Below are 26994 nucleotides of genomic sequence, written 5' to 3'. Positions count from 1 at the left end.
GCGTGTCCGCACGCCTGTTCACGTCCGAGTCCGTCACCGAGGGCCACCCGGACAAGATCTGCGACCAGATCTCCGACAGCATCCTCGACGCCATGCTCGACCAGGACCCCCACAGCCGGGTGGCCGTCGAGACGATGGTGACCACCGGGCTGGTCCACGTGGCCGGTGAGGTGACGACCGAGGCCTACGTCGAGATCCCCTCCATCGTGCGCGAGACCGTGCTGGGCATCGGCTACGACTCCTCGACGAAGGGCTTCGACGGCGCCTCGTGCGGGGTCGAGGTCTCGATCGGGCAGCAGAGCCCCGACATCGCGCAGGGCGTCGACACCGCCTTCGAGAACCGCAGCGGCGGGGTCGACCCGAAGGACAAGCAGGGCGCCGGCGACCAGGGCCTGATGTTCGGCTACGCCTGCGACGACACCCCCGAGCTGATGCCGCTGCCGATCTTCCTCGCGCACCGGCTCGCCGAGCGGCTCACGGCCGTCCGCCACACCGGGGAGCTCGGCTACCTGCGCCCCGACGGCAAGACCCAGGTCACCATCGCCTACGAGGGCGACCGGGCCGTCTCGCTCGACGCCGTCGTCCTCTCGACGCAGCACGCCGAGGACGTCAGCCTCGAGGGCCTGCTCCAGCCCGACATCCGCAGCCACGTCATCGAGCCGGTGCTCGCCGAGCTCGCCGAGGCCGGCACCGACCTGCGCACCGACGGCTACCGCACCTACATCAACCCCACGGGCAAGTTCGTCATCGGCGGCCCGATGGGCGACGCCGGCCTCACCGGCCGCAAGATCATCGTCGACACCTACGGCGGGATGGCCCGCCACGGCGGCGGCGCCTTCTCCGGCAAGGACCCCTCGAAGGTCGACCGCTCGGCGGCGTACGCCACCCGCTGGGTCGCCAAGAACGTCGTCGCGGCCGGCCTGGCCCGGCGCTGCGAGGTCCAGGTCGCCTACGCGATCGGCGTCGCCCAGCCCGTCGGCCTGTACGTCGAGACCTTCGGCACCGAGACCGCACCGGTCGAGGCGATCCAGGCCGCCATCCTGCGCGTCTTCGACCTGCGCCCGCTGGCCATCCTCGAGGAGCTCGAGCTGCTCCGCCCGATCTACAAGCCGACCGCCGCCTACGGGCACTTCGGTCGCACCAGCGCCCCCGGCGTCGACAACGCCTTCACGTGGGAGCGCACCGACCGCGTCGAGGCGCTGCAGCGCGCGGTCGCCGGCTGACGCCGCCATCGTCCACAGGCGGAGCCCGCCGACCCCACCGGGGTCGGCGGGCTCCGCTAGGTTCGGGGCCGTGACGGAGACCGGCGCCGAGGGCGAGCAGCTGGCCCTCATCGCCGCCGGTGGGCGCCGTCGCCCGAGGCGGCTCGCCGGGGACGACCCCACCACCGAGGACCACCCGGTCGCCCTCGTCCAGGTCGACACCGGCCTGGCCCACCTCGACCGGCCGTTCGAGTACCTCGTCCCCGAGTCGATGGCCGCGGGCGCGCAGCCGGGGGCTCGGGTCAAGGTCCGCTTCGCCGGGCAGGACCTCGACGGCTGGGTCCTCGAGCGGCGCGACACCGCCGAGCACACCGGCCGGCTCAGCCCGCTGCGGCGGCTCGTCTCGCCCGAGGCGGTGCTCACCCCGGAGGTCCTGGCGTCCGCGCGGGCGGTCGCGGCCCGCTACGCCGGCACCCTCGGCGACGTGCTGCGGCTCGCGGTGCCGCCGCGCCACGCCCGCGCCGAGCAGGCCCTGCCGCTCGAGCCCCCCGGCCACGAGCCCCTGCCCGCGTCCGAGGGCTCCGCCTGGACGGCCTACCCCGCGGGCGCGGCCTTCCTCGCTCGGGTCCGCGAGGGCGGGTCGCCGGCCGCCTCGCTCCTCGCGCTGCCGTCGGTCGAGCCCGCGACCGCGTGGCCGGCGGTGCTCGCCGAGGCCGTCCGGGCGGCGGTCGAGGGTGGGCGCGGGGCGCTCGTCGTCGTTCCCGACCACCGCGACGTCGTCCGGGTCGAGGCGGCCCTCGTGGCCGCCCTCGGCCCCGGCCGCCACACCCGGCTCACCGCCGACCAGGGACCGCAGGCCCGCTACACCGCCTTCCTCAAGGCCCTGCGCGGGCACGTGCCGGTCGTCGTCGGCACCCGCGCGGCGGCCCTGGCCCCGGTGCGCGACCTCGGGTTCGTCGCCTGGTGGGACGACGGCGACGACCTCCTCGAGGAGCCCCGCGCCCCGTACCCGCACGTCCGCGAGGTGCTGCTCGAGCGGGCCCGGCGCGAGGGGGCCGCCGTGCTGGCCGCGGGCCACACCCGGTCGGCGGCCGTGGCCGACCTCGTCGCCCGCGGCGTGCTGGCGCCCGTGGAGGCCGACCGGCGCAGCCTGCGGGCGGCCGTGCCCGCCGTGCGGGTGGCGGGGGAGGGCGCCGACCTCGAGCGCGACCCCGCGGTGGCTGCCGCGCACCTGCCGTCGGTCGCCTGGAGCGCGGCCAAGGAGGCGCTGGCCACCGGCCCGGTGCTGGTGCAGGTGCCGCGGCGCGGGTACCTGCCGTCGCTGTCCTGCCAGGACTGCCGCCGGCCCGCGCGCTGCCGGGTGTGCTCCGGGCCGCTGGGGCTGGCCGGCCCACAGGGTCCGCCGGCGTGCCGCTGGTGCGGACGGGTCGAGACCGCGTTCTCCTGCCCGGCCTGCTCGGGCACCCGGCTGCGCTCGTCGGTCGTCGGGGCCCGGCGCACCGCCGAGGAGCTGGGGCGCGCCTTCCCCGGGGTGCCGGTCGAGCGCTCCGGGGCGGGCACCGTCCTCGACGCGGTCGAGGGCACCCCGCGCCTCGTCGTCTCCACGCCCGGTGCCGAGCCCGTCGCCGAGGGCGGCTACGCGGCAGCGCTCCTGCTCGACGCCTGGGCGATGCTCGACCGCCCGACCCTCGACGCGGGGGAGGAGGCGCTCCGGCGCTGGTGCGCCGCGGCGGCCCTCGTGCGGCCGGCCGCCGCCGGCGGTCGGGTCGTCCTGGCGGGGGCCCCGCTCCACGTCACCGTCCCGGCCGTCGAGGCCCTGGTGCGCTGGGACCCCGCCTGGTTCGCCGACCGCGAGCTCGCCGAGCGCCGCGAGCTCGCGCTGCCGCCGGCCGCCCGGATGGCCGCACTCACCGGCACCCGCCCGGCCGTCGCCGCCGCCCTCACCGAGCTCGCGCTCCCCGCCTCGGCCACGACCCTCGGCCCGCTGCCCCACGGCGAGGAGCGCTGGCGGGCCCTGGTCACCGTGCCCGTCGAGGAGGCGGCGGCGCTGGCCGTCGAGCTGAGCGCCCTGCGCGCCCGCTCCGCCGCGCGCAAGGACCCCGACCCGGTCACCGTCCGCGTCGACCCCCGCGACCCCACCGCCTGAGCCGGTGGCGTCGGGCGGTTCGAGGTATCCGGCCGTCGGGAGGTGGCGGCGGAATACCTCGAACGGCCGACGGTCGGCTCGGGCGGTTCGAGGTGATGCCGGGCCGTCAGGAGGTCCCCTTTCACCTCGAACCGTGAACCGCGGCGAGCCTCCTAGACTCGGCGGGTGCGTCTCGTCCTCGCCGGTACCCCCGACACCGCCGTGCCCTCGCTGCGGGCCCTGCTCGCCTCGCGGCACGAGGTCGTCGCCGTCGTCACGCGTCCGGACGCCCGCTCGGGGCGCGGACGCACGCTGCACCCCTCGCCGGTCAAGGAGGTCGCGCTCGAGCACGACCTCGAGGTGCTGACCCCCGCCCGCCCGGGCGACGAGGACTTCCTCGACCGGCTGCGCGAGCTGGCCCCCGACTGCTGCCCGGTCGTCGCCTACGGCGCCCTGCTTCCGCGCGTCGCCCTCGACGTCCCGGCCCACGGCTGGGTCAACCTGCACTTCTCGTTGCTGCCGGCCTGGCGCGGGCGGCCCCCGTGCAGCGGGCGGTCATGGCCGGTGACGAGGTCACCGGCGCCAGCACCTTCGTCATCGAGGAGGGGCTCGACACCGGTCCGGTGCTCGGAGCCGTCACCGAGGCCGTCCGCCCCACCGACACCGCCGGCTCGCTGCTCGAGCGGCTGTCCGACGTCGGGGCCGGCCTCCTCGTGGCGACGATGGACGGTCTCGAGGACGGCACGCTGCGGGCCGTCCCCCAGCCGGCCGAGGGGGTCAGCCACGCCCCGAAGCTCACCGTCGAGGAGGCCGCGGTGCGCTGGTCGCTGCCGGCCCACGTCGTCGACCGGCTCGTGCGCGGATGCACCCCCAACCCCGGCGCCTGGACCACGTTCCGTGGCGAGCGGCTCAAGGTCGGCCCGCTCGACCCCGCGCCGACGGGCCTCGACGACGCCCCGGCCCTGGCACCCGGCGAGCTGCACGCGACGAAGCGCGCGGTCCTCGTCGGCACGGCGTCCGGCCCGGTGGCCCTCGGCGAGGTCGGCCCCCACGGCAAGCGGGCGATGGCCGCGGCCGACTGGGCCCGGGGCACGCGCATCGCCCCGGGCGAGCGCCTGGGCTGAACCGCCCTCAGCCGGAACGCTGCTCGAGCACGGCGAGGTCGCGCTCGGCGTACTGCCGGTGCCACCACTCCTCGTTGAGGATGGTCAGCAGGCACTCCCGCACCGGGAACGACTCCGGCTCGGGCCATCCCGGACCGTCGACGGGCACCGTGTGCCCGGCCAGCTGCTCGTCGGTGAGGTCGTCGAGGTAGCGGCGCACGGACGCCATCCGGTGGTGCCGCAGGGCGAGGGCCTCGTCGAGGGAGGGGCGGGCGTCCGGGTCGTCGGGCACGCCCTCCATCGCGGGGGCCTCGGCCCAGGGCAGCGAGAGGGGGTGCCACGGGGCGGGGTCGCCGAGGATCGCCCGCAGCAGCCAGCACTCGGTGGCGAAGGACAGGTGCCGCAGCGTCTGGACGAACGACCACTCCTCGTCGACGCTCTCGTGGAGCAGGGCCGGGTCGAGCCGCCGGGCGCGCCCGACGGTGCCGGTCCAGAGCTCCTCGACGACGTCCCAGGCGTGCCGGAAGCCCTCGGCATCGGTCGGCCTCATCGCGGCGTGGTCGGGATGACGGCGGTCGAGCTCGGCCTCGACGAGCGGGCCGACGTCGATGCCGTTCACCGTCAGGCCCTCGACCTCACCGGTGATCTCCACGCCCTGGAGCCAGGCCCCGCGGATGACGACGTCGGCCATCAGCACGTCGCGCAGCCGGAGCCCCGTGAGGTTAACCGAGGTGGCGCCGGCCCCGGCGAGGCGGACGTCGCGGGCCCGCGCGTCGCTGAGGTCGACCTCGCGGGCCGTCACGTCACGCAGGGTCACCCGCTCCGCGGAGGATCCGGACAGGTCGAGGTCGCGGAAGTCGCCCATGCCGCGACACCCTAGGGCGGGATGCGGACGGTCGGCGTCCGCTGCCGCCGGCCAACGGGTTTCGGTGGTCCGTCCGCCGCCCGTTAGCCTCGGCGGGTGCCCGACCGCCCCTCCCGCCCGACCGGCCGCGGCCCCCGCCGCCGCTCCGCCACCACGCCCGCCCAGCGCACGAAGCGGGCCGAGCCGACCCGGTTCGCCGCCTTCCAGCTGCTCCGGGCGGTCGCCGACGGCGCCTACGCCAACCTCGAGATGCCGCGCATCATCCGCCAGCGGCGGCTCGAGCCCCGCGACGCGGCCTTCGCCACCGAGCTGGCCTTCGGCACCGTCCGGTGGCAGGGCCTGTACGACGCGGTCATCGCCGTCGCGGCCGACCGCCCCGTCGAGCGGATCGACCCCGAGGTCCTCGACGTCCTGCGCCTCGGGGTGCACCAGCTGCTCGGGATGCGCGTGCCGTCGCACGCCGCCGCCGACCAGACCGTCGGGCTGGCCCGCACGGTGGTCGGGCAGGGCGCCTCGGGCCTGGTCAACGCCGTGCTGCGGCGGGTGGCGGAACGGACCCTCGAGGAGTGGACCGCAGCGGTGACCCCCGCGGGCGGTGGTGTCGGCGCCCTCGCCGTGACGCACTCGCACCCCGAGTGGGTCGTCACCGCGCTGCGCGCCGCCCTCCTGGGCCACGGCCGGGCCACCCCGGAGACGGTGGACGCCGAGCTCGCCGCCCTGTTGGCCGTCGACAACGAGCCGCCGCGGGTCCACGTCGTCGCCCGCCCCGGCCTGGCCACGGTCGAGGAGCTGGTCCACGACGCCGACGCCGAGCCGAGCGCGACCTCGCCGATCGGCGCCGTCCTGCGCAGCGGCGACCCCGGCCGCATCGCCGCCGTCCGCGACGGGCGGGCCGCGGTGCAGGACGAGGGGTCGCAGCACCTGGCGCTCGCCCTGGCTGCCGTCGAGGTCGCCGAGGGCCTTCCTGTCCGCTGGCTCGACCTCTGCGCCGGACCGGGCGGCAAGGCCGGGGTCCTCGGCGCCCTCGCGCCGGACGCCGGCGCCGCCCTGACCGCCGTCGAGGTCAGCCCCCACCGGGCCGACCTCGTGCGCTCGAGCCTGGCGCAGGTCATCGAGAAGGCCTCTGCCGCAGGGCATCCCATCGACATTCGCACGGCCGACGGTCGGGAGGTGGGGGACGAGGAGCCCGGCGCCTACGCCCGTGTCCTCGTCGACGCGCCGTGCACCGGCCTCGGGGCGCTGCGGCGCCGGCCCGAGGCGCGCTGGCGCCGGCAGCCGTCCGACCTCGCGACGCTCGGGCCCCTCCAGCGCGCCCTGCTGGCCTCGGCCCTCGACGCCGTCGCACCCGGGGGAGTGGTCGCCTACGCCACCTGCAGCCCCCACGTCGCCGAGACCCGCTTCGTCGTCTCCGACGTCCTCAAGAAGCGCGACGACGTCGAGCCGGTCGACGCCCGCCCCTACCTCACCGATGCCACCGGGGCGCCGCTCGCCGACCTCGGTGACGGCCCGCACGTCCAGCTCTGGCCGCACGTCCACGGCACCGACGCGATGTTCCTCGCCCTGCTGAGGAAACGGGCGTGAGCCTCGGCGCCCTCGTCTGGCGGGAGCCGAGGCCGTCGGACGCCGAGGCGCTCGGCCGGATGCACCAGCAGGTGTGGGTCGACACCTACTCCGACCTGTTGCCCCCGGGGTACTTCGACGAGCACGGTCCCGAGGAGCGGATCGCGCTGTGGCGCAGGGTCATCGCCGAGCCGCTGCCCGCCGGTGTCCGGCGCGTCACGGTGTTCGACGGGGACGCCGGGCCGGTGGGCTGGTGCATCGCGGGGCCGGGCCTCGAGCACGAGGGCGTCCGCCCGGCCCGCACGGAGGCGCTCTGGGCTCTCTACGTCGCGACGGACCACCTCGGCACCGGCCTCGGGCAGCAGCTGCTCGAGTGGGCGCTCGCCGACCGGCCCGCCGAGCTCTGGACCGCTCGCGGCAACGAGCGGGCGATCTCGTTCTACCGGCGCAACGGCTTCGTCGCCGACGGCACCCGGGTGCAGGACTCGCGCTTCCCCCTGGTCGAGCTCCGGATGGTGCGCTGAGCCTCGCTAGGGTGGCCGACGTGCAGATCTCGCCCTCGATCCTGTCCGCCGACTTCGCCAACCTCCAGGCCGCGCTCGAGGACATCTCGACCGCCGACTGGGCGCACGTCGACGTCATGGACAACCACTTCGTCCCCAACCTCACCCTCGGGCTGCCCGTCGTCGAGTCCCTCGTCCGGGTCTCGCCGGTCCCGGTCGACTGCCACCTGATGATCGAGGACCCCGACCGCTGGGCCCCGGGTACGCCGAGGCCGGCGCGCAGTCGGTGACCTTCCACATCGAGGCGGTCCGCGACCCGGTCGCCACCGCCCGGGCCATCCGCGCCGCCGGGGCCCGCGCCGCCTTCGCCGTCAAGCCCGGCACCGACTTCGCGCCCTACGAGGACCTGCTGCCCGAGGTCGACATGGTCCTCGTGATGACCGTCGAGCCCGGCTTCGGCGGCCAGTCGTTCATGGCCGACCAGATGCCCAAGGTGCGCCGGGTGCGCGAGGCGGTCCGTCGGCACGGCGGCGAGGTCTGGGTCCAGGTCGACGGCGGGGTGTCGGCCGACACCATCGAGCAGTGCGCCGAGGCCGGGGCCGACGTGTTCGTCGCGGGGTCGGCCGTCTACGGCAAGGACTCCGCCGCCGACGCCGTCGCCGAGCTGCGAGCGCTCGCCGAACGGCACCGGCACTGACGATGGCCGGCCTCGCCGCGCGGCTCACGGAGCTCGGGGTCCTCGAGGACCGGTACGGCGCCGACCTCGACCTCACCGAGGGGCTCGCGCCCGGTGAGGTGCTCGAGGGGCTCGAGCTCGAGGCCTGCCGGTTCGACGGCTGCGTGCTCGAGGAGGCGGTCCTGCGCGACTGCACCTTCACCGACTGCACCTTCACCGGGTCCAACCTGTCGATGGCCGACCTCGCCGGCAGCCGCTTCACCGACTGCCGGTTCGTCGACTGCAAGGCGCTGGCCGTCCAGTGGTCGCGGGCCGCCCCGGCGCCCCTGTCGGCACGCCCGTGGGACTTCGAGCGCTGCCGCCTCGACCTCGGATCGTTCCGGGACGCCGAGGCAGCCGGGTCACGGTTCGCCGACTGCTCGGTGCGCGAGGTCGACCTCGCCGGGGCCGACCTGCGCCGCACCGACCTCGGGGGCTGCGACCTCGCCGGCGCCACGTTCGCGGGCACCGACCTGCGCGAGGCGAGCCTCGTCGGCGCGTCCGGCTACGTCGTCGACCCGGCGGAGAACCGGGTCCGGGGGCTGCGGGTCGACGCCGCGGCCGCCGGCGGCATCCTGCGGGCCATGGGCCTGGTCGTCGAGGGCTGACCCGGCCGCGCTCAGCCCGCCGCCACCCCGTCCGCGGGGTCGTCGACCGCGTGGATGGTCACGCCGAACCCGAGGTCGTCGCGGTCCCCGCCGAGCGGCTCGGCCGACACGACGACGCCGGTCTGCGCGTCGAGGCCGACGAGCCACGACGCGGGGTACGAGACGTCGGGGTGCTGCGCCGCCCACGTGGGGCCACCGACCGCGGCCTCCAGCCGTTCGGACACCGCGCCCCAGAGCAACGGGCAACAGCCGCACCGGGGTTCGTAGTCGTCGGTCGCCGACATCTGCGCCCACCAGGTCTCCCGGCCGTGCCGGGTCGTGGACGCCAGCTCGCGGACCGTCGTCCCGGTCGAGAGCTCGACCGGGTCGAGCATCGCCACCCAGTCGTAGGAGCCCCACAGCGGGTCGTCGGCGTCGAACCGGGGGGACCGGGGCCGGTCGAGCACGAAGCCGTCGGCGTCGAGAGCCACCCGGACCTCGTGCGGACGGAGCATCGCCTCGTCGTGCCAGCGGACCTCGTCGAGGCCGATGACGTTGACCGTGCGTGGTCGGCGCTGGTCGACGACGTGCTCGACGCCGGAGGCGGTGCGCACCCGGAGCCAGCCCGGCCGCCGCAGCGTGGCCTCCACCACCTGGCCGTCGGCGCGGCGGTGGGTGAACCGGAGCGTCGTGAACCGCCACGGGCCGGAGCGGGCCAGTGCGCGGAAGCGGTCCTCGGTGGGGGCGGTCACGGGGACAGGGGACCACCACGGGGCCCGGGCGGTCGAGCGGGTTTCGTGGGGGAGAGCACAGCGGACGCCCGTGACGCCGGGGCCCGGCGCGATGCATACTGGCGGCACGTGCTCCGGGGTCGGTGAAACTCCGAGCCGGCGGTTAAAGTCCGCGACCCGACCGCAGCCAGCGGCCGGTTGACCTGGTGGAACTCCAGGACCGACGGTGAAAGTCCGGATGGTAGGCGCACGTACGGCGGTCCAGCCGGGTCCTTCGGGGTCCCGGCGTGGTCGCGGTGCACGTTCCCCGGAGTTCGTCCCGAGATGCACTACGAACCCGAAGGACGAACACCCTCATGAACACCCTCGTCGCTGCGACCCAGTCGCAGAACCTCTTCCAGCAGGTGATCGACGCCGCCATCCCGATCGGGCCCTACGAGCTGCACTGGCTCGAGCTCGTCGGTGTGCTCATCGGCGTCGCCTCCGCCTGGTACGGCATGAAGCGCAAGGTCTGGGCCTGGCCGGTCGGCATCCTCGCCAACATCATGCTGTTCTTCGTCTACATCGGCGCCGCCTTCGGTGCCGACGAGCGGATCCCCCTCTTCGGCCAGTCCGGCCGGCAGGTCTTCTTCATCCTCGTGAGCGTCTACGGCTGGGTCCGCTGGGCCCAGCACCGGCGCGCGGTCGGCGGCGGCTCGGACGCACCCGCGGTCACCCCGCGCTGGATGACCGCCCGCGAGCGGACGGTCGCCGTCACCGGCTGGCTCGTGGGCACCGCGGTCGTCTGGTGGGCCTTCGTGGCCCTCTGGAACCTCGCCCCGAACCCGTACTTCCAGCCGCAGTGGTGGTACTACGCCGCCGACGCCTGGATCTTCGTCGGCTCGATCGCCGCGACCTACGCGATGGCCCGCGGCTGGAACGAGTTCTGGCTGGCCTGGATCGGCGTCGACCTCATCGGCGTGCCCCTCGGGTTCGCCACCGGGTACGTGCCGACGTCGGTGATGTACATCTTCTACGGGATGTTCGTCCTCTACGGCTTCACCCAGTGGGTCAAGCTGACCCGCGCGAACGAGCAGGAGCAGGCGGCGAGCAGCCCTCAGCCGGCACCGGTCGCCTGACCCCGGGCGGCGGCGGCACGGACGGGCGTCCGGGCCGCCGCCGCACCCCCGTACCCTTGTGCCTCGTGAAGACGTTCGACGCGCTGTACGCCGAGCTCGCGGAGAAGGCCCGCACCCGCCCCGAGGGGTCGGGCACCGTGGCCGCCCTCGACGCCGGCGTCCATGCCATCGGCAAGAAGATCGTGGAGGAGGCCGCCGAGGTGTGGATGGCCGCCGAGCACGAGGGCCGCGAGCGCACCGCCGAGGAGGTCAGCCAGCTGCTGTACCACCTCCAGGTGCTCATGCTCGCCTCCGACCTGACCCCCGACGACGTCTACCGCCACCTCTGAGCGGCCCGAACCCGAGGACCACCACCCCATGCTGCGCATCGCCGTCCCCAACAAGGGGTCGCTCTCCGAGCCCGCGGCCGCCATGCTCCGCGAGGCCGGCTACCGCACCCGCCGCGACACCAAGGAGCTCGTCGTCGCCGACCCCGACAACGGCGTCGAGCTCTTCTACCTGCGCCCGCGCGACATCGCGGTCTACGTCGGCTCCGGCACCGTCGACTGCGGCGTCACCGGCCGCGACCTGCTCCTCGACTCCGGCTCGGCCGCGGTCGAGGTGATGGAGCTCGGCTTCGGCGCCTCGACCTTCCGCTACGCCGCCCGCTCCGGCACCGCGACCACGCTCGCCGACGTCGCCGGCCACCGGGTCGCCACGAGCTACCCGGGCCTGGTCGAGAAGCACCTCGCCGACCACGGCGTCAGCGCCCAGGTCGTCCGCCTCGACGGTGCCGTCGAGACCGCCATCACCCTCGGCGTCGCCGACGTCATCGCCGACGTCGTCGAGACCGGGGCGACGCTGCGCAGCCAGGGACTCGAGGTCTTCGGCGACCCGATCCTGCGCAGCGAGGCGGTCCTGGTGCGCCGTGAGGGCAGCGAGGAGAAGGCCGGCATCGAGGTGCTGCGGCGCCGCATCCTCGGCGTCGTCACCGCCCGGCACTACGTGATGCTCGACTACGACGTGCCCGCCGCCCTCGTCGACGGGGCCTGCGCGATCACCCCGGGCCTCGAGAGCCCCACCGTCTCGCCGCTGCAGAACCGCGACTGGTGCGCCGTGCGGGCGATGGTGCCGCGAGCCACGACGAACGCCGTGATGGACGAGCTGTACGAGCTCGGCGCCCGCGCCATCCTCGTCACCGACATCACCGCCTGCCGGCTGTGACGACCCCGGCCGGCCTCGCCCCCGACGCCCAGTTCCGGCCCCGGCGCGGTCGCTTCGTCCCGCTCGGCGTGGCCCTCGTCTTCCTCGTCATCTGCGCCGTCGTCGCCGTCGCGATGGGGGTGGCCGGGGTGTGGGGCGTGGGCGACCAGCTGGCCCTCGTGGCCTTCGGGGTGCTCGTCGCCGCGTTCCTGTCCCGCTACGCGACGATCCGGGCGACGCCCGGGCCGGACGGGCTGACGGTGCGCAACCTCATGACCACCCGGACCGTCGGGTGGGACGAGATCGTCGACGTCCGCTTCCCCGACGGCGACCCGTGGGTCAGCCTCGAGCTGTCCGACACCGACGTGCTCGCCGTCATGGCCGTCCAGCGGGTCGACGGCGAGGAGGGCCGGGTCGAGGCACGTCGCCTGGCCCGCCTCGTGATGGCCCGCCGCGGCGTCAGCGGCTGACCGCCCCGACCGGCTCCCCGACCCGGGCGGCCCCGGGTCGCAGCCGGCTCGCTGCGGCGAGCTGGGGCAGGGCCACCGCCGCGAGCACCGCCCACAGCCACGTGTACCCCCCGGTGGCGTCGCGGACGGCACCCATCGTCGCCGGGCCCGCCGACGCCACGGTGTAGGAGACGAGGAAGCCCATCGCCGTGAGCCGGGCGCTGTCGCGGGCGGTCTCGGCGTAGCGCACGAGCAGGCCGAGGCCGAGCGCGAAGCAGGCGCCCTGGCCGGCGCCGACCAGCACCGCCCAGGCCCACGGCGCCGCGTCGGGAGCCAGCCAGACGCCGGTCTCCCCGAGGCCGCCGAGCAGCGTCGCGCCGACGAGCAGGACCCGGGCGTCGGCCCGGCGGTCGAGCAGCACGGGCGCGACCAGCCCGGACACCAGCTGGGCACCGGTGAAGACCGACATGAGGAGGCCGGCGTCGCGGGGGGTCCAGCCGCCCGACTCGTACGTCGGCGCGAGCCACGCGAGCGAGGAGTAGAACTGCCACGACTGGAAGGACAGGTAGCCCGCGAGCAGCCACGCGGTCGTGCTGCGCCAGGGCAGGGCGTGCGAGACGTCCTCCGGTGGAGGCTGGTTCGCGGCACGACGACGGGCGTAGCGGGCGACCGGCACCCAGACGACCCCGGCGACGGCGGCCAGCGGTGCCCACGCCAGCAGCGAACCGGACCACCCGCCGAGCGCGCCGGCCAGCGGCAAGGCCAGCGCGGACGCGAGGGCCGCACCGCCCATCATCGACATCATCGTCAGCCCGGTGCCGAGCCCGGCGCGGTGGGCGGGGAAGACGGTCTTGACGATGCCGGGCAGCAGCGTCCCGGCGAGGGCGATGCCGGCACCGGCGAGGAAGGTGCCCGCGTACAGCGACCACGCCTGGCCACCGCCGGTGCCGCGGACGACGAGGCCGAGCAGCACGAGACCGACCCCGGCGCCGACGGCCGAGGCGGCCCCGACGCGGCGCCCGAGCTGGTTGGCGACCGGGGCGAGCAGCCCCATGCAGAGGACCGGGAGGGTGGTGAGCACGCCCATCCACGCGTTGCTCAGCCCGAGGTCGGCGCGGACCGTCTCGGCGAGCGGCGGGAGGCTGGCCATGAGGGTGCGCAGGTTGGCGGCGACGAGCACGAGGCCGGCGACGACGGCCCAGCGCGGGAAGGTCGGGGCCTCGGGGGTGCTCACCGACGCATCGTGCCAGCCCGGGTCAGGGCAGGTGCGACTCGGGGACCAGCTCGAGCGCGTCGTCGTCGTCCATCCCCGCGACGACGAGCAGGTCGACGACCATCGAGCGCACCTGGCCGCGCACCATCTCGGCGGAGAGTCCGGCGGCCGGCTCGGCGCGCGCGGACAGGCCCGCGACCCGTTCCAGCACCCCACGACCGGCCGAGGGCAGGGTGTGCTCGTCGAGGACGCGGGCGAGGTCCTCGGCGGCGCGGGCGAGCTCGGCGACGAGGTCGACGTAGCGCGGCGGCACCTGCTCCGAGCGCCGGACGGCCACCGCGGCCCGCCGGGCGAGGACCCGCAGGTTGCGCACGCAGCGGTCGAGCGGCACGACGAGCGCCGACGCCGCGACGGCCTGTGGTCGGTGGTGGCGCAGGAGGGGCGACTGACGCACGGCGGCGACCCCCTCGGCGGCCGCGAGGCGCAGGTCGCCCAGCCGGGCCTCGAGGGCCCGCGCCCCCTCGAGGGCGGCGACGGCGGCGGCGGCGTCGCCGGTGCGCAGGGCCGCCGCGACGTCGTCGAGGGTGGCCGCGACGCCCCGGACCGTGCGGGCGGCCTCGGCCCGGGGGCGGGCCACCGGGGTGGTCGGGGCGAGGGTGCCGAGCACGAGGGCGACGAGGCCGCCGACCAGCGCGTCGACCCAGCGCGAGAGCCCCTGACCGGCCGAGGCCGCGAACGCGACGATGAACACCGACTGCACCCCGGCCTGGATGACGACCAGCTGCCCCGACGACAGCACGACGGCGATGGCCATCGCGGTGACGACGACGAGGGCCATCTGCAGCGGCCCGCTGCCGAGCAGGAGCACGACGCCGTCACCGACGAGCACGCCGACGGCGACCCCGAGGGTCACCTCGACGATCCGGCGCAGCCGTTGGCCGTACGTGAGCCCGAGGCAGATCAGCGCCGTCACCGGGGCGAAGAACGGCTGGGTGTGGCCGAGGACCTGCGAGGCGAGCGTCCACGCGAGGACCACCCCGACCCCGATCTGGGCGAGGAGGGCGAGCCGGTCGCGCAGCCGGTGCAGCCCCCGCTCGAGCGCGGTCCGGGCGTCGTCGGCGGCCCGGGCGAGCCGAGAAGCCACGGTCACGGCCGGTCCGCGGTGGAGAAGGTCACGTCGGCCTTGTCGCGCGTGCCGTCGGCGGCGAAGAGGGCCTGCTCCTGGGCGGCCCAGCGCCGCCAGTGCGGCTGGTAGGCCTCACCGTCGCGGGCCAGGCCCCGGCGCAGGCGCTCATCGCGCGGCGCCTCGAGCCAGACCCGGAGCGCGGCATAGCCCCCGGCGGCGCCGACGCTGGAGGCGCAGCCCTCGACGAGGAGGACCGGTCCGGGGTCGACGTGGCGCGTGGCACCCCAGCCGTCGGCCTCCCAGTCCCAGACCCGGTAGCTGCCCCGCCGCCCGCGGGAGAGGGGCACGAGGACCTGGTTGACGAGCAGGGGCACCGCCTCGGCGAGCCCGTCCCACCCCGGGAAGATCTCGTCCATGTGCACCACCGGGCAGCCGAGCACGTCGACGATCCCCTTCGCGAGCGTGGTCTTCCCCGAGCCGCTCGGGCCGTCGACGGCGACGACGGCCACCTGGCCGCAGCGCGGCGTCGCGCCCCGGAGGGCGGTGAGGACGGCGTCGACGTGGGCGGGGTCGGCGGGGTCCGTGACCTGGAACCACACGACACCCGACCCTAGTGCCGCGGCTACGCTGACGCCCGTGTCGGTCGCCGTCCGTGTCATCCCGTGCCTCGACGTCGACGCCGGTCGGGTCGTCAAGGGCGTGAACTTCCGGGGCCTGCGCGACGCCGGCGACCCCGTCGAGCTGGCCCGCCGCTACGGCGAGCAGGGTGCCGACGAGCTGACCTTCCTCGACGTCACGGCCAGCAGCGGCGACCGCACCACGATGTACGACGTCGTCGCGCGCACGGCCGAGGAGGTCTTCATCCCGCTGACCGTCGGCGGCGGCGTGCGCACCGTCGGCGACGTCGACCGCCTGCTGCGCGCCGGGGCCGACAAGGTCGGGGTCAACACCGCCGCCATCGCCCGGCCCGAGCTCATCGCCGAGACCGCCGACCGGTTCGGCGCGCAGGTGCTGGTGCTGTCCGCCGACGTCCGACGGCGCCGCGACGGGTCGGGTTCCGCGACAGGCGGGTTCGAGGTGACGACCCACGGCGGTCGCACCGGCACCGGCCTCGACGCGGTCGAGTGGTGCGCCCGGGCCGAGGCGCTCGGCGCCGGCGAGATCCTCCTCAACTCGATGGACGCCGACGGCACGCGCGACGGTTTCGACCTCGAGCTGATCCGGCTCGTGCGGGCCGAGGTCCACGTGCCCGTCATCGCCAGCGGGGGCGCCGGGGCCCTCGAGCACTTCGCCCCGGCCGTCGACGCCGGTGCCGACGCGGTCCTGGCCGCCAGCGTCTTCCACTTCGGCGAGCTGACCATCGGGGCGGTCAAGGACGCCCTCGCCGAGCACGGCCTGCCGGTCCGGCGGGCCGCCGCACACTGACCGACGTCCTGAGGGGGACCCACCATGCTCGACACGATGCACCCGCGCGACCTCGTGATGATCGGCGCCGTCTTCGGCCTGGCCACGGTCCTCTGGGCGGGCTGGGCGCAGGAGGCCCCACCCCGGGCGTGGGTCTGGCGGGCCGTGCTCGGGCTGCTGTCCGTCGCCGGGCTGGCGCTCGCGGCGTGGAGCGCGACCCTCGCCGTGCGCCACTGGGGCAGCGGGACGGCCATCGAGCCCGGCAGCCGCGCCTTCACGGTCTACCTCGTCGTCTTCTGGGTGGAGGTGCTCGTCGCCGGGGTGGCGGGGGTGCTCCTGGCCCGCACCGGGCACTCCGACCTGCTGGCGCCGCTGGTCCTGCTCGTCGTCGGTGTGCACTTCGTCGCGCTCGCCGGTGTCTTCGGGCAGCCGGTGCTGCACCTCGCCGCGGGGCTGCTCTCGGGGGTGGCGGTCCTCGCGGCGCTCCTGCCGTCGTCGACGGCGGCGCACAGCTTCTGGTGCGGGGTGCTCGGGGCGCCGGTGTTCCTCGGTCTCGGCCTCTGGTCCGCCGTCCGTGGTGCCGGGGTGCTCGCGGGCGCCTGACCCGCGCCCGGGGGCGCCCGGGCCCTAGGCTCGCCGCGTGAGCCCGCAGCGCGCCCGCCAGGTGCACCTCGTCGTCGCCGTCGTGGCGACCGTCGCCCTCGTCCTCCAGACGGTCCTCGTGCTGCGGGGCGGCCGCGTGCTCGACGAGACCGCCGTGCCGCCGCTCGGCATCCGGCTCGGCCGGCTCGTCTCGTACTTCACCATCCAGAGCAACGTCCTCGTCGCGGTCACTTCGTGGCTGCTGTGGCGCGACCCGACGCGTGACGGCCGGTGGTTCCGTCCGGTGCGGCTGGCCGCGCTCGTGGGCATCACCGTCACCGGGCTGGTCCACTTCGTCCTGCTCCGCCCGCTGCTCGACCTGCACGGCGCCGACTGGGCCGCCGACAAGCTGCTGCACATGGCCGTGCCGGTCCTCGCTGTGCTCGCGTGGGTGCTCGTCGGGCCCCGGCCGCGGACGACCCCGCGCACCGCCGTGGAGGCCCTCGTCTGGCCGGTCGTCTGGCTCGTCTGGACCCTCGTCGTCGGCGCGCTGTCGGGCTGGTACCCCTACCCGTTCCTCGACCACCGGGAGGGCGGCGTCGGCGCGGTCGTCGTCGCCTGCCTCGGCATCACCGTGCTCTTCCTCGCCCTGTTCGCCGGGGTGGTCGCGCTGGAGCGCCGCCTGCGCCCGGCACCGGAGGCAGGGGTCAGCCCGGCCAGTCCAGCTCGGTGACCCGTCCGCCGGTGACGGTGGCCGTGAGCACGACCTCGTCGGTCCCCACGGGGCAGAGCTCGTAGTCGCCCTCGGTCACCGCGGGGTAGACGAGCGAGGACACGGTGCCGGCCGGCGTGGGGCGCGGGACGACGCCGACGTGCGGGAACGCGCCGTGGGGGTGGCTGTGGTGGTGGTGCCCGCCGTCCCCGTGGTCGTGGCCGTCGTGGTCCTGGCCGTGGTCGTGCGGGCGGGCGGCAGAGGAGCCCGCCGGACGGATCTCGACCTCGAGCGCGGCGAGGTCCGGCCGGTCGTCGGGGAGGGTGACGACGAGGGCGCCGACGTCGCCGCCGATGTCGAGCGGGACCGGCCCCTGGCCGGCGTACGGGTTCTCCACGGTGGGCATGCGGGGTCCTCTCGGTCAGTGGGGGAGCGGGCCCCCGTCCCGCCCACCGGGAGGCCGGCGGGCGGGACGGGTGCGCCGGCTAGGAGGCGCCGCCCGGGGTGCCGGGTGTCGTCTGGTACCCGCCCGCCGGGGTCCCGAGGTACGGGAACTCGGCGAGGAAGGGCGGGTTGGTGTTCGTCGTCCCGTCGGTCAGCCCGGCCGTGGCGGCGTCGGGGGTGAAGGAGGGGTCGACGAGCGGGATGGTCGCGCCCGCGACGGCCCGCAGCTCGATGGCCACGACGTCGTCGACCGGGCGGCGGCCGTTGGGGAAGCCCGCCGCGTCGCCGGCGACGAGCCCGATGGGGTTGGGTTTCTTCGTCGGTGGGACGGCGAGGTTGAGCCGCAGCATGTCGGCCTGGTTGGTCCCGGTGTAGTTCTGGAAGCCGGGGACGACGCCGGCCGGGATGCCCGTGAGCAGGATGGCCAGCAGGTCGGCGCGGTCCTTCGTGTAGGCCGCCAGCTTCGGGAAGACACCGGGGTAGAGCGCGGGGAGGAGCCCCGCGAGCTCGGGCCGGGCGACGTACTTCGCGTAGCGCTTGTCGTCCTCGGGCTCCCGCGCGTTCCACTCGTCCTTCTCGGCCATCGGGGTGATGACCTCGTTGAAGAGCGGGTTGCCGAGCCGCGAGACCTGCCGGAACGGTCCGGCGTTGGCAGCCTTGCCCCGGCCCTCGTGCAGCACCCGGATCTTCTGGCGGCTCGCCGTGGCCCAGACGCCGACGACCGACCGCGCGTCGGCGACGTCCTTGGGCTGGACGTTCTTCGCGGTGAGGTCGGTCTTCGGGACCTGGATGGCGATGCTGTGGACGTTGAGCCCCTGCGTGCCGTTGACCCCGACGGCCGTGGCCGACGGGATGAGGTGGGCCATCTGGAACGGCCGGAGGGTGCCCAGGTCGAAGATGCTGCCGAGGTCGACGTGGAAGCCCTCGGCCCGCTGACCGGCGAAGACCGTCCGGCCACCGGCGATCCGGTGCACGGCCTGCGCCGCGAGCTTCGAGTAGCTCGGCGTGCTGCGCGGTCCGACGTTGACCGGCGGGCAGGCCAGCCGGTGCGCCAAGGTCTTCCAGCCGCGGTGGTGGTCGTACCGGGACACGCTGTAGAACTGCGGGCGGTTCCACGTCTCGTCACGGATCGAGGTGATCGGCCCGGTGTTGTAGAGGAAGGTCCGCGGGTTGCGGATCTCGGTGTGGAAGCGGAACCGGTACGTGACGTCGGCGTCGCCGGCCCGGCCCGAGTTGCTGACGTGGATCTCGTAGAGCACGTCGTCGCCGAACTCGTAGAAGTTCGGTCCTCCCTGCGGGTTCTGGAAGGGGATGAAGTTCGCGATGAGCGTGACGGTGTCGGGCTTGTCGGGGCTGACGAAGGCGTAGACGTCGGTGTTGTCGGCGACGGGGTCCTTGGAGACCTCGGGTGCCTCGCGGTGGGAGGACATTAGGCTCTCCCGCCCGATGCCTTGACGAGCCGGCGGACGAGGGCCGGATCGTGGATCTCGACCTCCTCCTCGCCGACCATGAGCGAGATGACCCCGGAGCCGGGGTCCTCGATGAAGGCCACGAGGACGGCGCCGTCGAGCTCGCCGAGTGCCTCGTCCCTGGTGCGTGGCGCGCCCTGCGCCGCGGTGGCGGTGGCGACGACGGCGATGGCCGTCCCCGTCCCTGCGGCCGCCAGCAGGCCACGTCGGGATGTCCCTGTCATGGTGGTTCCCTTCCTGTGGCACGGGGGAGCCCCCGTGCGGGAGCGGGCCGCGGATGCCGACCACCGAAGGTCCACAGCGACCCGGGGTGGTTCGGAGACCTCGTCCGGATGGATGGGTGGTGGTCCGGGCCCGGCGGGCGCCACGGCAGAATGGGCGCGTGCCGTCCGAGCCCGCCCTCGACCCCGCCCTCGCCGCCCGCCTGAAGCGCGACGACCAGGGCCTCGTCGCCGCCGTCGTCCAGCAGCACGACACCGGCGAGGTCCTCATGCTCGGCTGGATGGACGACGAGGCGCTGCGCCGCACGCTCACCGAGGGCCGGGTGACCTTCTGGTCGCGCAGCCGGTCCGAGTACTGGCGCAAGGGCGACACCTCCGGCCACGTCCAGCACGTGCGCTCCGTCGCCCTCGACTGCGACGGCGACGCCGTGCTCGTGCGGGTCGACCAGGTCGGTGCGGCCTGCCACACCGGCGACCGCACCTGCTTCGACGCCGGCGACCTCGGCGCGAGCGTCGGGGGAGGCGCGTGAGCACGCCGGCCGCCGAGACCCCCGACCTCGACTACGGGCAGACCTGGCCCGGCCTCGACGTCTTCGGCGTCCTGGCCCGCGACCGACGCGTCATCCCCGTCGTGCGCCGGCTCATGGGCGACGCCGAGACCCCGGTCGGGGTCTACCGCAAGCTCGCCGGCGAGCGGGCCGGCACCTTCCTCCTCGAGTCGGCCGAGCACGGCGGCGTCTGGTCGCGCTGGTCGATCGTCGGCGCCGCCAGCCGGGCCACCCTCACCGAGAAGGACGGGATGGCCCACTGGGTCGGCGAGCCGCCCGTCGGCGTCCCCACCGAGGGCCTCGCCACCGAGGCGCTGCGCGGCACGATGGAGGCCCTGGCCACCCCGCCCCTCGCCGGGCTCCCCCCGCTCACCGGGGGGATGGTCGGCGCGATCTCCTACGACGCCGTGCGCCGCTGGGAGAAGGTGCCGGCCGACCTGCCCGACGAGCTCGGCCTCCCCGAGCTCTCGATGGTCCTGGCCACCGACCTCGCCGTCCTCGACCACGCCGACGGCTCGATCCTCCTCGTCGCCAACGCCGTCAACTACGACGACACCGACGAGCGGGTCGAGGAGGCCTGGGCCGACGCCGTCGCCCGGCTCGACGCGATGACCGCCGCCCTCGCCGCCCCCGCCCCGAGCACGGTCGCCGTCGTCGACACCGAGGCCGTCGACGCCGCGATGGCGCAGGTGCGCTCCAACACCGAGCGCAGCCGCTACGAGGAGGTCGTCGAGCTCGCCCAGGAGGACATCCGGGCCGGCGAGGTGTTCCAGGTCGTGCTCTCGCAACGGTTCTCGCTCGACTGCCCGGCCGACCCGCTCGAGGTCTACCGCGCGCTGCGGGCCTCCAACCCCAGCCCGTACATGTACCTGTTCCGCCTCCACGACGCCGACGGCTCCGACTACGCCGTCGTCGGCAGCAGCCCCGAGGCGCTGGTGCGGGTCACGGGGGAGCGGGCCATCACCCACCCGATCGCCGGGTCGCGGCCGCGCGGCAAGACGCCGGAGGACGACGTGCGCCTCGCCGAGGAGCTGCTCGCCGACCCCAAGGAGCGCTCCGAGCACGTCATGCTCGTCGACCTCGGCCGCAACGACCTCCAGCGGGTCTGCCGGCCCGGCACCGTCGACGTCGTCGAGTTCATGGACGTGCGCCGCTACAGCCACGTCATGCACATCGAGTCGACCGTCGTCGGCGACACCCGCCCGGGCGTGGGCGCCTACGACGTCCTCGTGTCCACCTTCCCGGCCGGCACCCTGAGCGGCGCCCCGAAGCCGCGCGCGCTGGCGCTCATCGAGCGCTACGAGCCGTCGCGGCGCGGTGTGTACGGCGGGGTCGTGGGCTACCTCGACTTCCACGGCGACCTCGACATGGCCATCGCCATCCGCACCGCGGTCGTCAAGGACGGCGTCGCCCACGTGCAGGCCGGCGCGGGCATCGTCGCCGACTCGGTCCCCGCCCGGGAGTTCGAGGAGTGCGTGCACAAGGCCACCGCCGCGCTGCGGGCCGTCGCCACCGCGGGCGCCATGCGGACCGTCTCGTGAGGCGGCTCACCGGCAAGGGGCCCGTCGCCCTGCTCGCCCTGCTCGGTGCCGGCGTCGTCCTCGTCGCCGGCTTCCGGCCGTGGGTCTCCGGCTCCGTCGCCGACGCCGTGCTCGGCGGCAGCCGGGTCACCGCCACCGGCTCCGAGGTCGCGCCGGGCCTGTCCGCCGTCGCGCTCGCGGTCGCCGCGGCCGGCATCGCCGTCGTCGCCGCGGGCCGCGTGGGGCGGCTCGTCGCCCTCGTCCTCTGGGTGGCCTGCCTCGCGACCGCCGGCGTGCTCGTCGGGCGCGTGCTCGCCGACCCGTCCGGCGTGCTCGGCCCGGTCGCCGCCTCCCGCGTCGGGCGCACCGGCACCGTCGAGGCCGTCGCCTCGAGCACCGTGTGGCCGTGGGTCGCCGTGCTCGGCCTCGTGCTCGCCACCGCGGCGCTCGTCGGGGCCCTCGTCGGCCGGCGCCGCTGGGCCGCCCCGGCCCGGCGCTACGAGCGGGCCGGCACCTCGGACGGCCACGTCGCCGGCTCGCGCGGCGAGCGCGTCGGCACCGCGTGGGACGACCTGTCGGCCGGCCGCGACCCGACCGACGTCGGCGACGAGCGCCGGACCTGACAGAATCGACGTCGAGCACCCGACCCTCCCGGGCCCGCCCGGGCCCCCGACCCGCAGAGGTGGACCCATGGACGAGCACGAGGACCACGGCCACAGCGTCGCCGCGTGGACCGCCGTGACGATCATCATCGTCGCGTCCGTCATCATGTCCGTCGCCGTCGTGTTCCCCAACCTCTGGCTCTTCGTGGGCGGCGCCGTGCTCGCGGTCGTCGGCGCGGTGGCCGGCAAGGTGCTCTCGATGGCGGGGTACGGCGCGGCCGGCCGCGACCACGTCGAGCACGCCTCCATCCGGTGACGGTGCACCGCCCGTGACCACCGTCCTCGACGGCATCGTCGCCGGGGTCCGTGAGGACCTCGCCGCGCGTGAGGCCGCCCTCCCGCTCCCCGCCCTGCGCGACGCCGTCGCGTCGGCGCCCCCGGCCCTCGACGCCGAGGCCGTGCTGCGCCGCCCCGGCCTCTCGCTCATCGCCGAGGTCAAGCGCGCCAGCCCCAGCAAGGGCGCCCTCTCCGACATCCCCGACCCCGCCGCGCTCGCCTCCGCGTACGCCGCGGGCGGCGCCTCGGCCATCTCGGTGCTCACCGAGGCCCGTCGCTTCGGGGGCAGCCTCGACGACCTCGACGCCGTCCGCGCCGCCGTGTCGGTCCCGGTGCTGCGCAAGGACTTCGTCGTCACCGAGTACCAGGTGTGGGAGGCGCGGGCGCACGGCGCGGACATCGTCCTGCTCATCGTCGCCGCCCTCGACGACGCCACGCTCGCCGGGCTCCTCGCCCTCGTCGGCGAGCTGGGGATGACCGCGCTCGTCGAGGTCCACGACGAGGCCGAGACCCAGCGCGCCCTCGACGCCGGCGCGACGGTCATCGGCGTCAACGCGCGCAACCTCAAGACCCTCGAGGTGCACGACGACACCTTCTCGCGGCTGCGACCGCTGCTGCCGCCCGGCGTCGTCACCGTCGCCGAGTCCGGCATCACCGGCCCGGCCGACGCGGGCGCCTACGCGGCCCAGGGCGCCGACGTCGTGCTCGTCGGCGAGGCCCTCGTGCGCACCGGCGACCCCGCCGGAGCCGCCGCGGCCATCGTCGCGGCCGGTGCGGCGGAGGTGCTCTCGTGAGCGACACCGTCGACCCCGTGGCCGAGGAGCCCACCACCGTCGGCCTCACCGTCGACGAGCTGCCGCGCCCGGGCCGGTTCGGCGACTTCGGTGGCCGCTACGTGCCCGAGGCCCTCGTCCCCGCCCTCGACCAGCTCGACGAGGCCCGCCAGAAGGCCGCCGTCGACCCCGAGTTCCAGGACGAGCTGGCCCGCCTGCACGCCACCTACACCGGCCGGCCGAGCATCATCACCGAGGTCCCGCGCTTCGCGGCGCACTGCGGCGGCGCCCGGGTGGTCCTCAAGCGCGAGGACCTCAACCACACCGGCTCGCACAAGATCAACAACGTCCTCGCCCAGGCCCTGCTCGCGAAGCGGATGGGCAAGACGCGCGTCATCGCCGAGACCGGCGCCGGCCAGCACGGCGTGGCCACGGCCACCGCGGCCGCCCTCATGGGCCTCGACTGCGTCGTCTACATGGGCCGGGTCGACACCGAGCGCCAGGCCCTCAACGTCGCCCGCATGCGCATCCTCGGTGCCGAGGTCGTGGCCGTCGAGCACGGCAGCGCCACGCTCAAGGACGCCATCAACGAGGCGCTGCGCGACTGGGTCACCAACGTCCGCACGACGCACTACATCATCGGCACGGTCACCGGCCCGCACCCGTTCCCCGAGATGGTCCGCGACTTCCACGCGATCATCGGCGAGGAGGCCCGGGCGCAGGTGCTCGAGCTCGCCGGGCGCCTCCCCGACGCCGTCATCGCGTGCGTCGGCGGCGGCTCGAACGCGATGGGCATCTTCCACCGGTTCGTTCCCGACGCCGGCGTGCGGCTCATCGGGGTCGAGGCCGGGGGAGAGGGCGTCGAGTCCGGCCGGCACGCCGCCCGCTTCGCCGCCGACGCCACCCCGGGCGTGCTCCACGGCGCGATGAGCTACCTCATGCAGGACGACGACGGCCAGACCGTCGAGTCGCACTCGATCTCCGCGGGCCTCGACTACCCGAGCGTCGGTCCCGAGCACGCGTTCCTGCGCGACTCCGGCCGCGCCGAGTACCGGTACGCCACCGACGAGAAGGTCATGGAGGCCTTCACGCTGCTCTGCCGCACCGAGGGCATCATCCCGGCGCTCGAGTCGGCGCACGCCCTCGTCGGCGCGATGGAGGTCGGCCGCGAGCTGGGCCCCGACGCGCTCCTGCTCGTCAACCTCTCGGGGCGCGGCGACAAGGACATGCACACCGCGGCGGCGTACTTCGGCCTCGTCGAGGAGGGCACCCAGTGACCGCCGGCACCACCGCGGCCACGACGGTCGGCGAGGTCCTCGAGCGCTGCCGGGCCGAGGGGCGCGCCGCGCTCGTGGGGTACCTGCCCGTCGGCTACCCGAGCGTCGAGGGGTCGATCGAGGCGATGCGGGTCCTCGTCGAGGCCGGCTGCGACGTCGTCGAGGTCGGCGTCGCCTACAGCGACCCGGTCATCGACGGCCCGGTGAACCAGGACGCGATGGCCGCCGCGCTCGAGGCCGGGGTCCGCGTCGACGACGTCTTCACCGCCGTCACCGCCGTGCGCGAGGCCGGGGCCGTCCCGGTCGTCATGACCTACTGGAACCTCGTCCTCAAGCGGGGGTCGAGCGGTTCGCCGCCGACCTCGCCGCGGCCGGCGGCGCCGGGCTCATCACCCCCGACCTCGTGCCCGACGAGGCCGACGACTGGCTCGCGGCCAGCGACCGGCACGGCCTCGACCGGGTCTTCCTCGTCGCCCCCAGCTCGACCCCCGAGCGCCTCGTCACCGTCACCACGGCCTGCCGCGGCTTCGTCTACGCGGCCTCGACGATGGGCGTCACCGGCGTCCGCACGAGCGTCGACACCGACGCCCGCGGCCTCGTCGAGCGTGTCCGCGCCGTCAGCGACGTGCCCGTCTGCATCGGCCTGGGTGTCTCCACCCGCGAGCAGGCCGCCGAGATCGCCGCCTACGCCGACGGCGTCATCGTCGGGTCGGCCCTGGTGCGCACGCTGGCCGGCGACGGGGAACTCGCCGAGCGCCTCGAGGCGTTGCGCACACTGACCGAACAGCTCGCCCAGGGCGTCCGCGAGGCCCGTCGATGACCACCCCCCAGCGCCGGGCGCCCGCCCGCACCCCCGAGCCGCTCGGCTCCGCACACTGAGAGGCACACCCAGCACCATGGCCAAGAAGACCAGCACGAAGGCATCCGGCAACGCCCGCCAGGCCAAGATCCAGGCCGCGCAGAAGACGTCCGGTGGCGGCGCGAACAAGATCGTCGTCGCGACGGTCGTCGCCGTCGTGGCCATCATCGCCGTCGTCGGCGGGGTCGTGTGGTCCCAGGCGAAGAAGCAGGCCTCGGTGGGCACGAGCACCGCCGTGCCGGCCGGCACCTCGATGGGCAAGGGCTTCCGCGCCTACGCCGACGTCAAGCCGGTCGCCGGGGCGCCGACGGTCGACCTCTACGAGGACTTCCAGTGCCCGGTGTGCGGCCAGTTCGAGGGGGTCCTCGGTGAGACGATCCGCGAGCTCGGGCAGACCGGCAAGATCCAGCTGACCTACCACGTGCTGAACTTCCTCGACGGCAAGAGCGGGGCGAAGAACTCGACGCCGGCGGCCAACGGGGCCTTCTGCGCGGCGCGGACCGACAAGTTCCAGCAGTTCCACGACGCGGTCTACACCAACCAGAAGCCCGAGGGCGAGGACGTCGACCAGGCAACCCTCGACGGTTGGGCGAAGGCGGCGGGAATCTCCGGCGACGCGCTGACGGCGTGGAACACCTGCGTCGCCGACGGCACCTTCACGCGCTACGTCGACTCGGTGAACTCGGCGGCCTTCGACGACGCCAAGATCAACGGGACGCCGACGATCATGATCAACGGCGAGATGAAGGACCTCAACGCCGTCGCCACCCCCGACCAGCTGAAGAAGGCCGTCGAGGACGCGACCAAGTGACCGCGCCGACCACCGGCCGGGCAGCGGTCCCGACGTGCTGACCTACCTCCCGAGCCCCACCGTCGGCGCGCTGCACCTCGGCCCGCTGACCGTGCGCGCGTACGCGCTGTGCATCCTCGCGGGCATCGTCCTCGCGGTCTGGCTCACCGGCCGGCGCCTCGCGTCGCGGGGCATCGACGGCGGCGTGGTCCTCGACGTCTCGGCGTGGGCGGTGATCTTCGGCATCGTCGGGGGCCGGCTCTACCACGTCGTCACCACGCCGGGTCCGTACTTCGGCGAGGGCGGCAACCTCCTCGACGCAGTGAAGATCTGGAACGGTGGCCTCGGCATCTGGGGCGCGGTGGCGCTCGGCGCCCTCGGCGCCTGGATCGGCTGCAAGCGCTCCGGCGTCCCGTTCCTCCAGTTCGCCGACGCGGCGGCACCGGGGGTCGCGTTCGCCCAGGCGCTCGGTCGCTGGGGCAACTGGTTCAACAACGAGCTGCACGGCGCGCCGACGACCCTCCCGTGGGGCCTGCGGGTCTACGAGTGGGACCAGCCGGCCGGGCGCGCGGTCACCGACTCCGCGGGCGACCCCGTCGTGGCCGGCGTCTTCCACCCGACCTTCCTCTACGAGTTCCTCTTCCTCGTCGTGCTCGGCACGCTGCTACTCGTCGTCGACCGGCGCCGCCGGCTCGCCCCGGGGCAGCTGCTCGGCCTCTACGTCGCGGGGTACCCGATCGGGCGGATCGTCGTCGAGAAGATGCGCACCGACGAGGCCGAGCTCATCCTCGGACAGCGCCTCAACGTCTGGACGAGCATCCTCGTCTTCCTCCTCGGCGTCTGGATCGTCTGGTTCACCGGGCGACGGGCCGCGGGCTCGCCGCCGGCGGAGGAGGCCCCCGAGGGTGCGCCGGACGACACCGTCGAGAGCCACCCCGAGTCCCAGGATGTGGGATAGCGCGGCTCGAATGGCAAGAC

General features: G+C 75.2%; 28 protein-coding genes, 3 pseudogenes and 1 riboswitch. Of the genes and pseudogenes, 23 read left to right on the top strand and 8 right to left on the bottom strand.

Going from position 1 to position 26994, the window contains the following annotated elements; translation table 11 throughout:
• Positions 1 to 2 precede the first annotated feature (2 nt).
• From metK to fmt, 3 genes and pseudogenes are all read left to right on the top strand, one after another.
• Positions 3 to 1223: a methionine adenosyltransferase gene (gene metK, locus G7075_RS07540; RefSeq protein WP_166120536.1), complete on the top strand. Its 1221-nt coding sequence runs from the start codon at positions 3 to 5 to the stop codon at positions 1221 to 1223.
• Between the two features lie 70 nt (positions 1224 to 1293).
• Entirely contained in the window at positions 1294 to 3348 is a 2055-nt protein-coding gene (locus tag G7075_RS07535) for a primosomal protein N' (RefSeq protein WP_166120533.1), read from the top strand.
• 165 nt (positions 3349 to 3513) lie between these two features.
• Positions 3514 to 4451, top strand: a pseudogene (gene fmt, locus G7075_RS07530) (methionyl-tRNA formyltransferase).
• 7 nt (positions 4452 to 4458) lie between these two features.
• Here the strand turns inward: fmt and G7075_RS07525 are convergent.
• The gene (locus G7075_RS07525) at positions 4459 to 5295 is read right to left on the bottom strand and encodes a DinB family protein (RefSeq protein WP_166120530.1); all 837 of its coding nucleotides are present in this window, start codon (positions 5293 to 5295) and stop codon (positions 4459 to 4461) included.
• A 96-nt stretch (positions 5296 to 5391) separates the two neighbouring features.
• Between G7075_RS07525 and G7075_RS07520 the strand changes: the two genes are divergently transcribed.
• The 4 genes and pseudogenes from G7075_RS07520 to G7075_RS07505 all read left to right on the top strand — a co-directional run bounded on the left by G7075_RS07520 (position 5392) and on the right by G7075_RS07505 (position 8681).
• On the top strand, positions 5392 to 6876 hold the full coding sequence (locus G7075_RS07520; RefSeq protein WP_166120527.1) for an RsmB/NOP family class I SAM-dependent RNA methyltransferase: 1485 nt from the start codon (positions 5392 to 5394) through the stop codon (positions 6874 to 6876).
• Entirely contained in the window at positions 6873 to 7379 is a 507-nt protein-coding gene (locus tag G7075_RS07515) for a GNAT family N-acetyltransferase (RefSeq protein WP_166120524.1), read from the top strand. The genes G7075_RS07520 and G7075_RS07515 overlap by 4 nt, the downstream gene beginning before the upstream one ends.
• A 20-nt stretch (positions 7380 to 7399) precedes the next feature.
• Positions 7400 to 8055: pseudogene (gene rpe / locus G7075_RS07510) on the top strand (ribulose-phosphate 3-epimerase).
• 2 nt (positions 8056 to 8057) lie between these two features.
• The gene (locus G7075_RS07505; protein WP_166120521.1) at positions 8058 to 8681 is read left to right on the top strand and encodes a pentapeptide repeat-containing protein; all 624 of its coding nucleotides are present in this window, start codon (positions 8058 to 8060) and stop codon (positions 8679 to 8681) included.
• A gap of 11 nt (positions 8682 to 8692) precedes the next feature.
• Here G7075_RS07505 and G7075_RS07500 read toward each other — a convergent pair whose 3' ends face one another.
• On the bottom strand, positions 8693 to 9412 hold the full coding sequence (locus G7075_RS07500) for a hypothetical protein (RefSeq protein ID WP_166120518.1): 720 nt from the start codon (positions 9410 to 9412) through the stop codon (positions 8693 to 8695).
• Positions 9413 to 9517: 105 nt separating this feature from the next.
• A riboswitch (FMN riboswitch) is annotated at positions 9518 to 9645 on the top strand.
• Positions 9646 to 9747: 102 nt separating this feature from the next.
• Here G7075_RS07500 and pnuC point away from each other — a divergent pair.
• The 4 genes from pnuC to G7075_RS07480 all read left to right on the top strand — a co-directional run bounded on the left by pnuC (position 9748) and on the right by G7075_RS07480 (position 12161).
• Positions 9748 to 10509: a nicotinamide riboside transporter PnuC gene (pnuC, locus tag G7075_RS07495; RefSeq protein ID WP_166120515.1), complete on the top strand. Its 762-nt coding sequence runs from the start codon at positions 9748 to 9750 to the stop codon at positions 10507 to 10509.
• A 65-nt stretch (positions 10510 to 10574) separates the two neighbouring features.
• Complete coding sequence (locus G7075_RS07490) at positions 10575 to 10838, top strand: phosphoribosyl-ATP diphosphatase (RefSeq protein WP_166120512.1); 264 nt, start codon at positions 10575 to 10577, stop codon at positions 10836 to 10838.
• Between the two features lie 28 nt (positions 10839 to 10866).
• Positions 10867 to 11712: an ATP phosphoribosyltransferase gene (gene hisG / locus G7075_RS07485; protein WP_166120509.1), complete on the top strand. Its 846-nt coding sequence runs from the start codon at positions 10867 to 10869 to the stop codon at positions 11710 to 11712.
• Positions 11709 to 12161, top strand: a complete 453-nt coding sequence (locus G7075_RS07480) for a PH domain-containing protein (RefSeq protein WP_240917966.1) — start codon at positions 11709 to 11711, stop codon at positions 12159 to 12161. The genes hisG and G7075_RS07480 overlap by 4 nt, the downstream gene beginning before the upstream one ends.
• Here G7075_RS07480 and G7075_RS07475 read toward each other — a convergent pair.
• From G7075_RS07475 to G7075_RS07465, 3 genes are read right to left on the bottom strand one after another with little or no spacing between them, the layout of a single operon-like run.
• Positions 12151 to 13374 carry a CynX/NimT family MFS transporter gene (locus G7075_RS07475; protein WP_240917965.1) on the bottom strand — a complete coding sequence of 408 codons (1224 nt, stop codon included), beginning with the start codon at positions 13372 to 13374 and terminating at the stop codon, positions 12151 to 12153. The genes G7075_RS07480 and G7075_RS07475 overlap by 11 nt on opposite strands.
• Before the next feature lie 22 nt (positions 13375 to 13396).
• Positions 13397 to 14497, bottom strand: coding sequence for an aromatic acid exporter family protein (locus G7075_RS07470; protein WP_166120506.1), 1101 nt, complete (start codon positions 14495 to 14497; stop codon positions 13397 to 13399).
• A 2-nt stretch (positions 14498 to 14499) separates the two neighbouring features.
• Positions 14500 to 15078, bottom strand: a complete 579-nt coding sequence (locus G7075_RS07465; RefSeq protein ID WP_166120503.1) for a hypothetical protein — start codon at positions 15076 to 15078, stop codon at positions 14500 to 14502.
• 37 nt (positions 15079 to 15115) lie between these two features.
• Here G7075_RS07465 and hisF point away from each other — a divergent pair, with 37 nt between their 5' ends.
• From hisF to G7075_RS07450, 3 genes are read left to right on the top strand one after another with little or no spacing between them, the layout of a single operon-like run.
• Positions 15116 to 15904, top strand: a complete 789-nt coding sequence (gene hisF, locus G7075_RS07460; RefSeq protein ID WP_166120500.1) for an imidazole glycerol phosphate synthase subunit HisF — start codon at positions 15116 to 15118, stop codon at positions 15902 to 15904.
• Between the two features lie 24 nt (positions 15905 to 15928).
• Positions 15929 to 16486: a hypothetical protein gene (locus tag G7075_RS07455; protein WP_166120497.1), complete on the top strand. Its 558-nt coding sequence runs from the start codon at positions 15929 to 15931 to the stop codon at positions 16484 to 16486.
• A 37-nt stretch (positions 16487 to 16523) separates the two neighbouring features.
• Entirely contained in the window at positions 16524 to 17198 is a 675-nt protein-coding gene (locus tag G7075_RS07450; protein WP_166120495.1) for a Pr6Pr family membrane protein, read from the top strand.
• On the opposite strand, the gene G7075_RS07445 is transcribed toward G7075_RS07450, so the two are convergent.
• From G7075_RS07445 to G7075_RS07435, 3 genes are all read right to left on the bottom strand, one after another.
• The gene (locus G7075_RS07445; RefSeq protein ID WP_166120492.1) at positions 17173 to 17583 is read right to left on the bottom strand and encodes a hypothetical protein; all 411 of its coding nucleotides are present in this window, start codon (positions 17581 to 17583) and stop codon (positions 17173 to 17175) included. The two genes, G7075_RS07450 and G7075_RS07445, sit on opposite strands and share 26 nt — an antisense overlap.
• Positions 17584 to 17662: 79 nt before the next feature.
• On the bottom strand, positions 17663 to 19051 hold the full coding sequence (locus G7075_RS07440) for a DUF4331 domain-containing protein (protein WP_166120488.1): 1389 nt from the start codon (positions 19049 to 19051) through the stop codon (positions 17663 to 17665).
• Positions 19051 to 19314, bottom strand: a complete 264-nt coding sequence (locus G7075_RS07435; RefSeq protein ID WP_166120486.1) for a hypothetical protein — start codon at positions 19312 to 19314, stop codon at positions 19051 to 19053. Before G7075_RS07435 ends, G7075_RS07440 begins: the two co-directional genes overlap by 1 nt.
• A gap of 158 nt (positions 19315 to 19472) precedes the next feature.
• Between G7075_RS07435 and hisI the strand changes: the two genes are divergently transcribed.
• The 9 genes and pseudogenes from hisI (at position 19473) to lgt (ending at position 26974) form a co-directional block, all read left to right on the top strand.
• Positions 19473 to 19841: a phosphoribosyl-AMP cyclohydrolase gene (gene hisI / locus G7075_RS20235; protein ID WP_240917964.1), complete on the top strand. Its 369-nt coding sequence runs from the start codon at positions 19473 to 19475 to the stop codon at positions 19839 to 19841.
• Positions 19838 to 21400 carry an anthranilate synthase component I gene (locus tag G7075_RS07430; RefSeq protein ID WP_205860646.1) on the top strand — a complete coding sequence of 521 codons (1563 nt, stop codon included), beginning with the start codon at positions 19838 to 19840 and terminating at the stop codon, positions 21398 to 21400. The genes hisI and G7075_RS07430 overlap by 4 nt, the downstream gene beginning before the upstream one ends.
• A complete protein-coding gene (locus G7075_RS07425; protein WP_166120481.1) occupies positions 21397 to 22002 on the top strand; it encodes a Trp biosynthesis-associated membrane protein in 606 nt (201 codons plus the stop codon). The genes G7075_RS07430 and G7075_RS07425 overlap by 4 nt, the downstream gene beginning before the upstream one ends.
• 67 nt (positions 22003 to 22069) lie before the next feature.
• Positions 22070 to 22297 (top strand): HGxxPAAW family protein, encoded by a 228-nt coding sequence (locus G7075_RS07420; protein WP_166120479.1) that lies wholly within the window; start codon positions 22070 to 22072, stop codon positions 22295 to 22297.
• A 13-nt stretch (positions 22298 to 22310) separates the two neighbouring features.
• Positions 22311 to 23111, top strand: coding sequence for an indole-3-glycerol phosphate synthase TrpC (gene trpC / locus G7075_RS07415; RefSeq protein ID WP_166120476.1), 801 nt, complete (start codon positions 22311 to 22313; stop codon positions 23109 to 23111).
• Between the two features lie 17 nt (positions 23112 to 23128).
• A complete protein-coding gene (trpB, locus tag G7075_RS07410; RefSeq protein WP_166124278.1) occupies positions 23129 to 24367 on the top strand; it encodes a tryptophan synthase subunit beta in 1239 nt (412 codons plus the stop codon).
• A pseudogene (gene trpA, locus G7075_RS07405) lies at positions 24364 to 25187 on the top strand (tryptophan synthase subunit alpha). The gene trpB and the pseudogene trpA overlap by 4 nt, the downstream one beginning before the upstream one ends.
• Positions 25188 to 25263: 76 nt before the next feature.
• The gene (locus G7075_RS07400) at positions 25264 to 26037 is read left to right on the top strand and encodes a thioredoxin domain-containing protein (RefSeq protein ID WP_166120474.1); all 774 of its coding nucleotides are present in this window, start codon (positions 25264 to 25266) and stop codon (positions 26035 to 26037) included.
• A 34-nt stretch (positions 26038 to 26071) separates the two neighbouring features.
• Positions 26072 to 26974 carry a prolipoprotein diacylglyceryl transferase gene (lgt, locus tag G7075_RS07395; RefSeq protein ID WP_166120472.1) on the top strand — a complete coding sequence of 301 codons (903 nt, stop codon included), beginning with the start codon at positions 26072 to 26074 and terminating at the stop codon, positions 26972 to 26974.
• Positions 26975 to 26994 lie beyond the last annotated feature (20 nt).

The sequence above is a fragment of the Phycicoccus sp. HDW14 genome (assembly GCF_011383005.1).
Lineage (GTDB): Bacteria > Actinomycetota > Actinomycetes > Actinomycetales > Dermatophilaceae > Phycicoccus.
Note: the sequence above shows the minus strand (reverse complement) of the source record. Positions and strands in the feature narration are given on the sequence as shown.

Bases quoted from the DNA above. Each gene is read 5' to 3' on its own strand.
- G7075_RS07420 (WP_166120479.1), top strand. From the start codon at position 22,070: ATGGACGAGCACGAGGACCACGGCCACAGCGTCGCCGCGTGGACCGCC.
- pnuC (WP_166120515.1), top strand. From the start codon at position 9,748: ATGAACACCCTCGTCGCTGCGACCCAGTCGCAGAACCTCTTCCAGCAG.
- G7075_RS07440 (WP_166120488.1), bottom strand. From the start codon at position 19,051: ATGTCCTCCCACCGCGAGGCACCCGAGGTCTCCAAGGACCCCGTCGCC.
- G7075_RS07505 (WP_166120521.1), top strand. From the start codon at position 8,058: ATGGCCGGCCTCGCCGCGCGGCTCACGGAGCTCGGGGTCCTCGAGGAC.
- G7075_RS07455 (WP_166120497.1), top strand. From the start codon at position 15,929: ATGCTCGACACGATGCACCCGCGCGACCTCGTGATGATCGGCGCCGTC.
- G7075_RS07435 (WP_166120486.1), bottom strand. From the start codon at position 19,314: ATGACAGGGACATCCCGACGTGGCCTGCTGGCGGCCGCAGGGACGGGG.
- G7075_RS07445 (WP_166120492.1), bottom strand. From the start codon at position 17,583: ATGCCCACCGTGGAGAACCCGTACGCCGGCCAGGGGCCGGTCCCGCTC.
- G7075_RS07525 (WP_166120530.1), bottom strand. From the start codon at position 5,295: ATGGGCGACTTCCGCGACCTCGACCTGTCCGGATCCTCCGCGGAGCGG.
- G7075_RS07400 (WP_166120474.1), top strand. From the start codon at position 25,264: ATGGCCAAGAAGACCAGCACGAAGGCATCCGGCAACGCCCGCCAGGCC.
- hisG (WP_166120509.1), top strand. From the start codon at position 10,867: ATGCTGCGCATCGCCGTCCCCAACAAGGGGTCGCTCTCCGAGCCCGCG.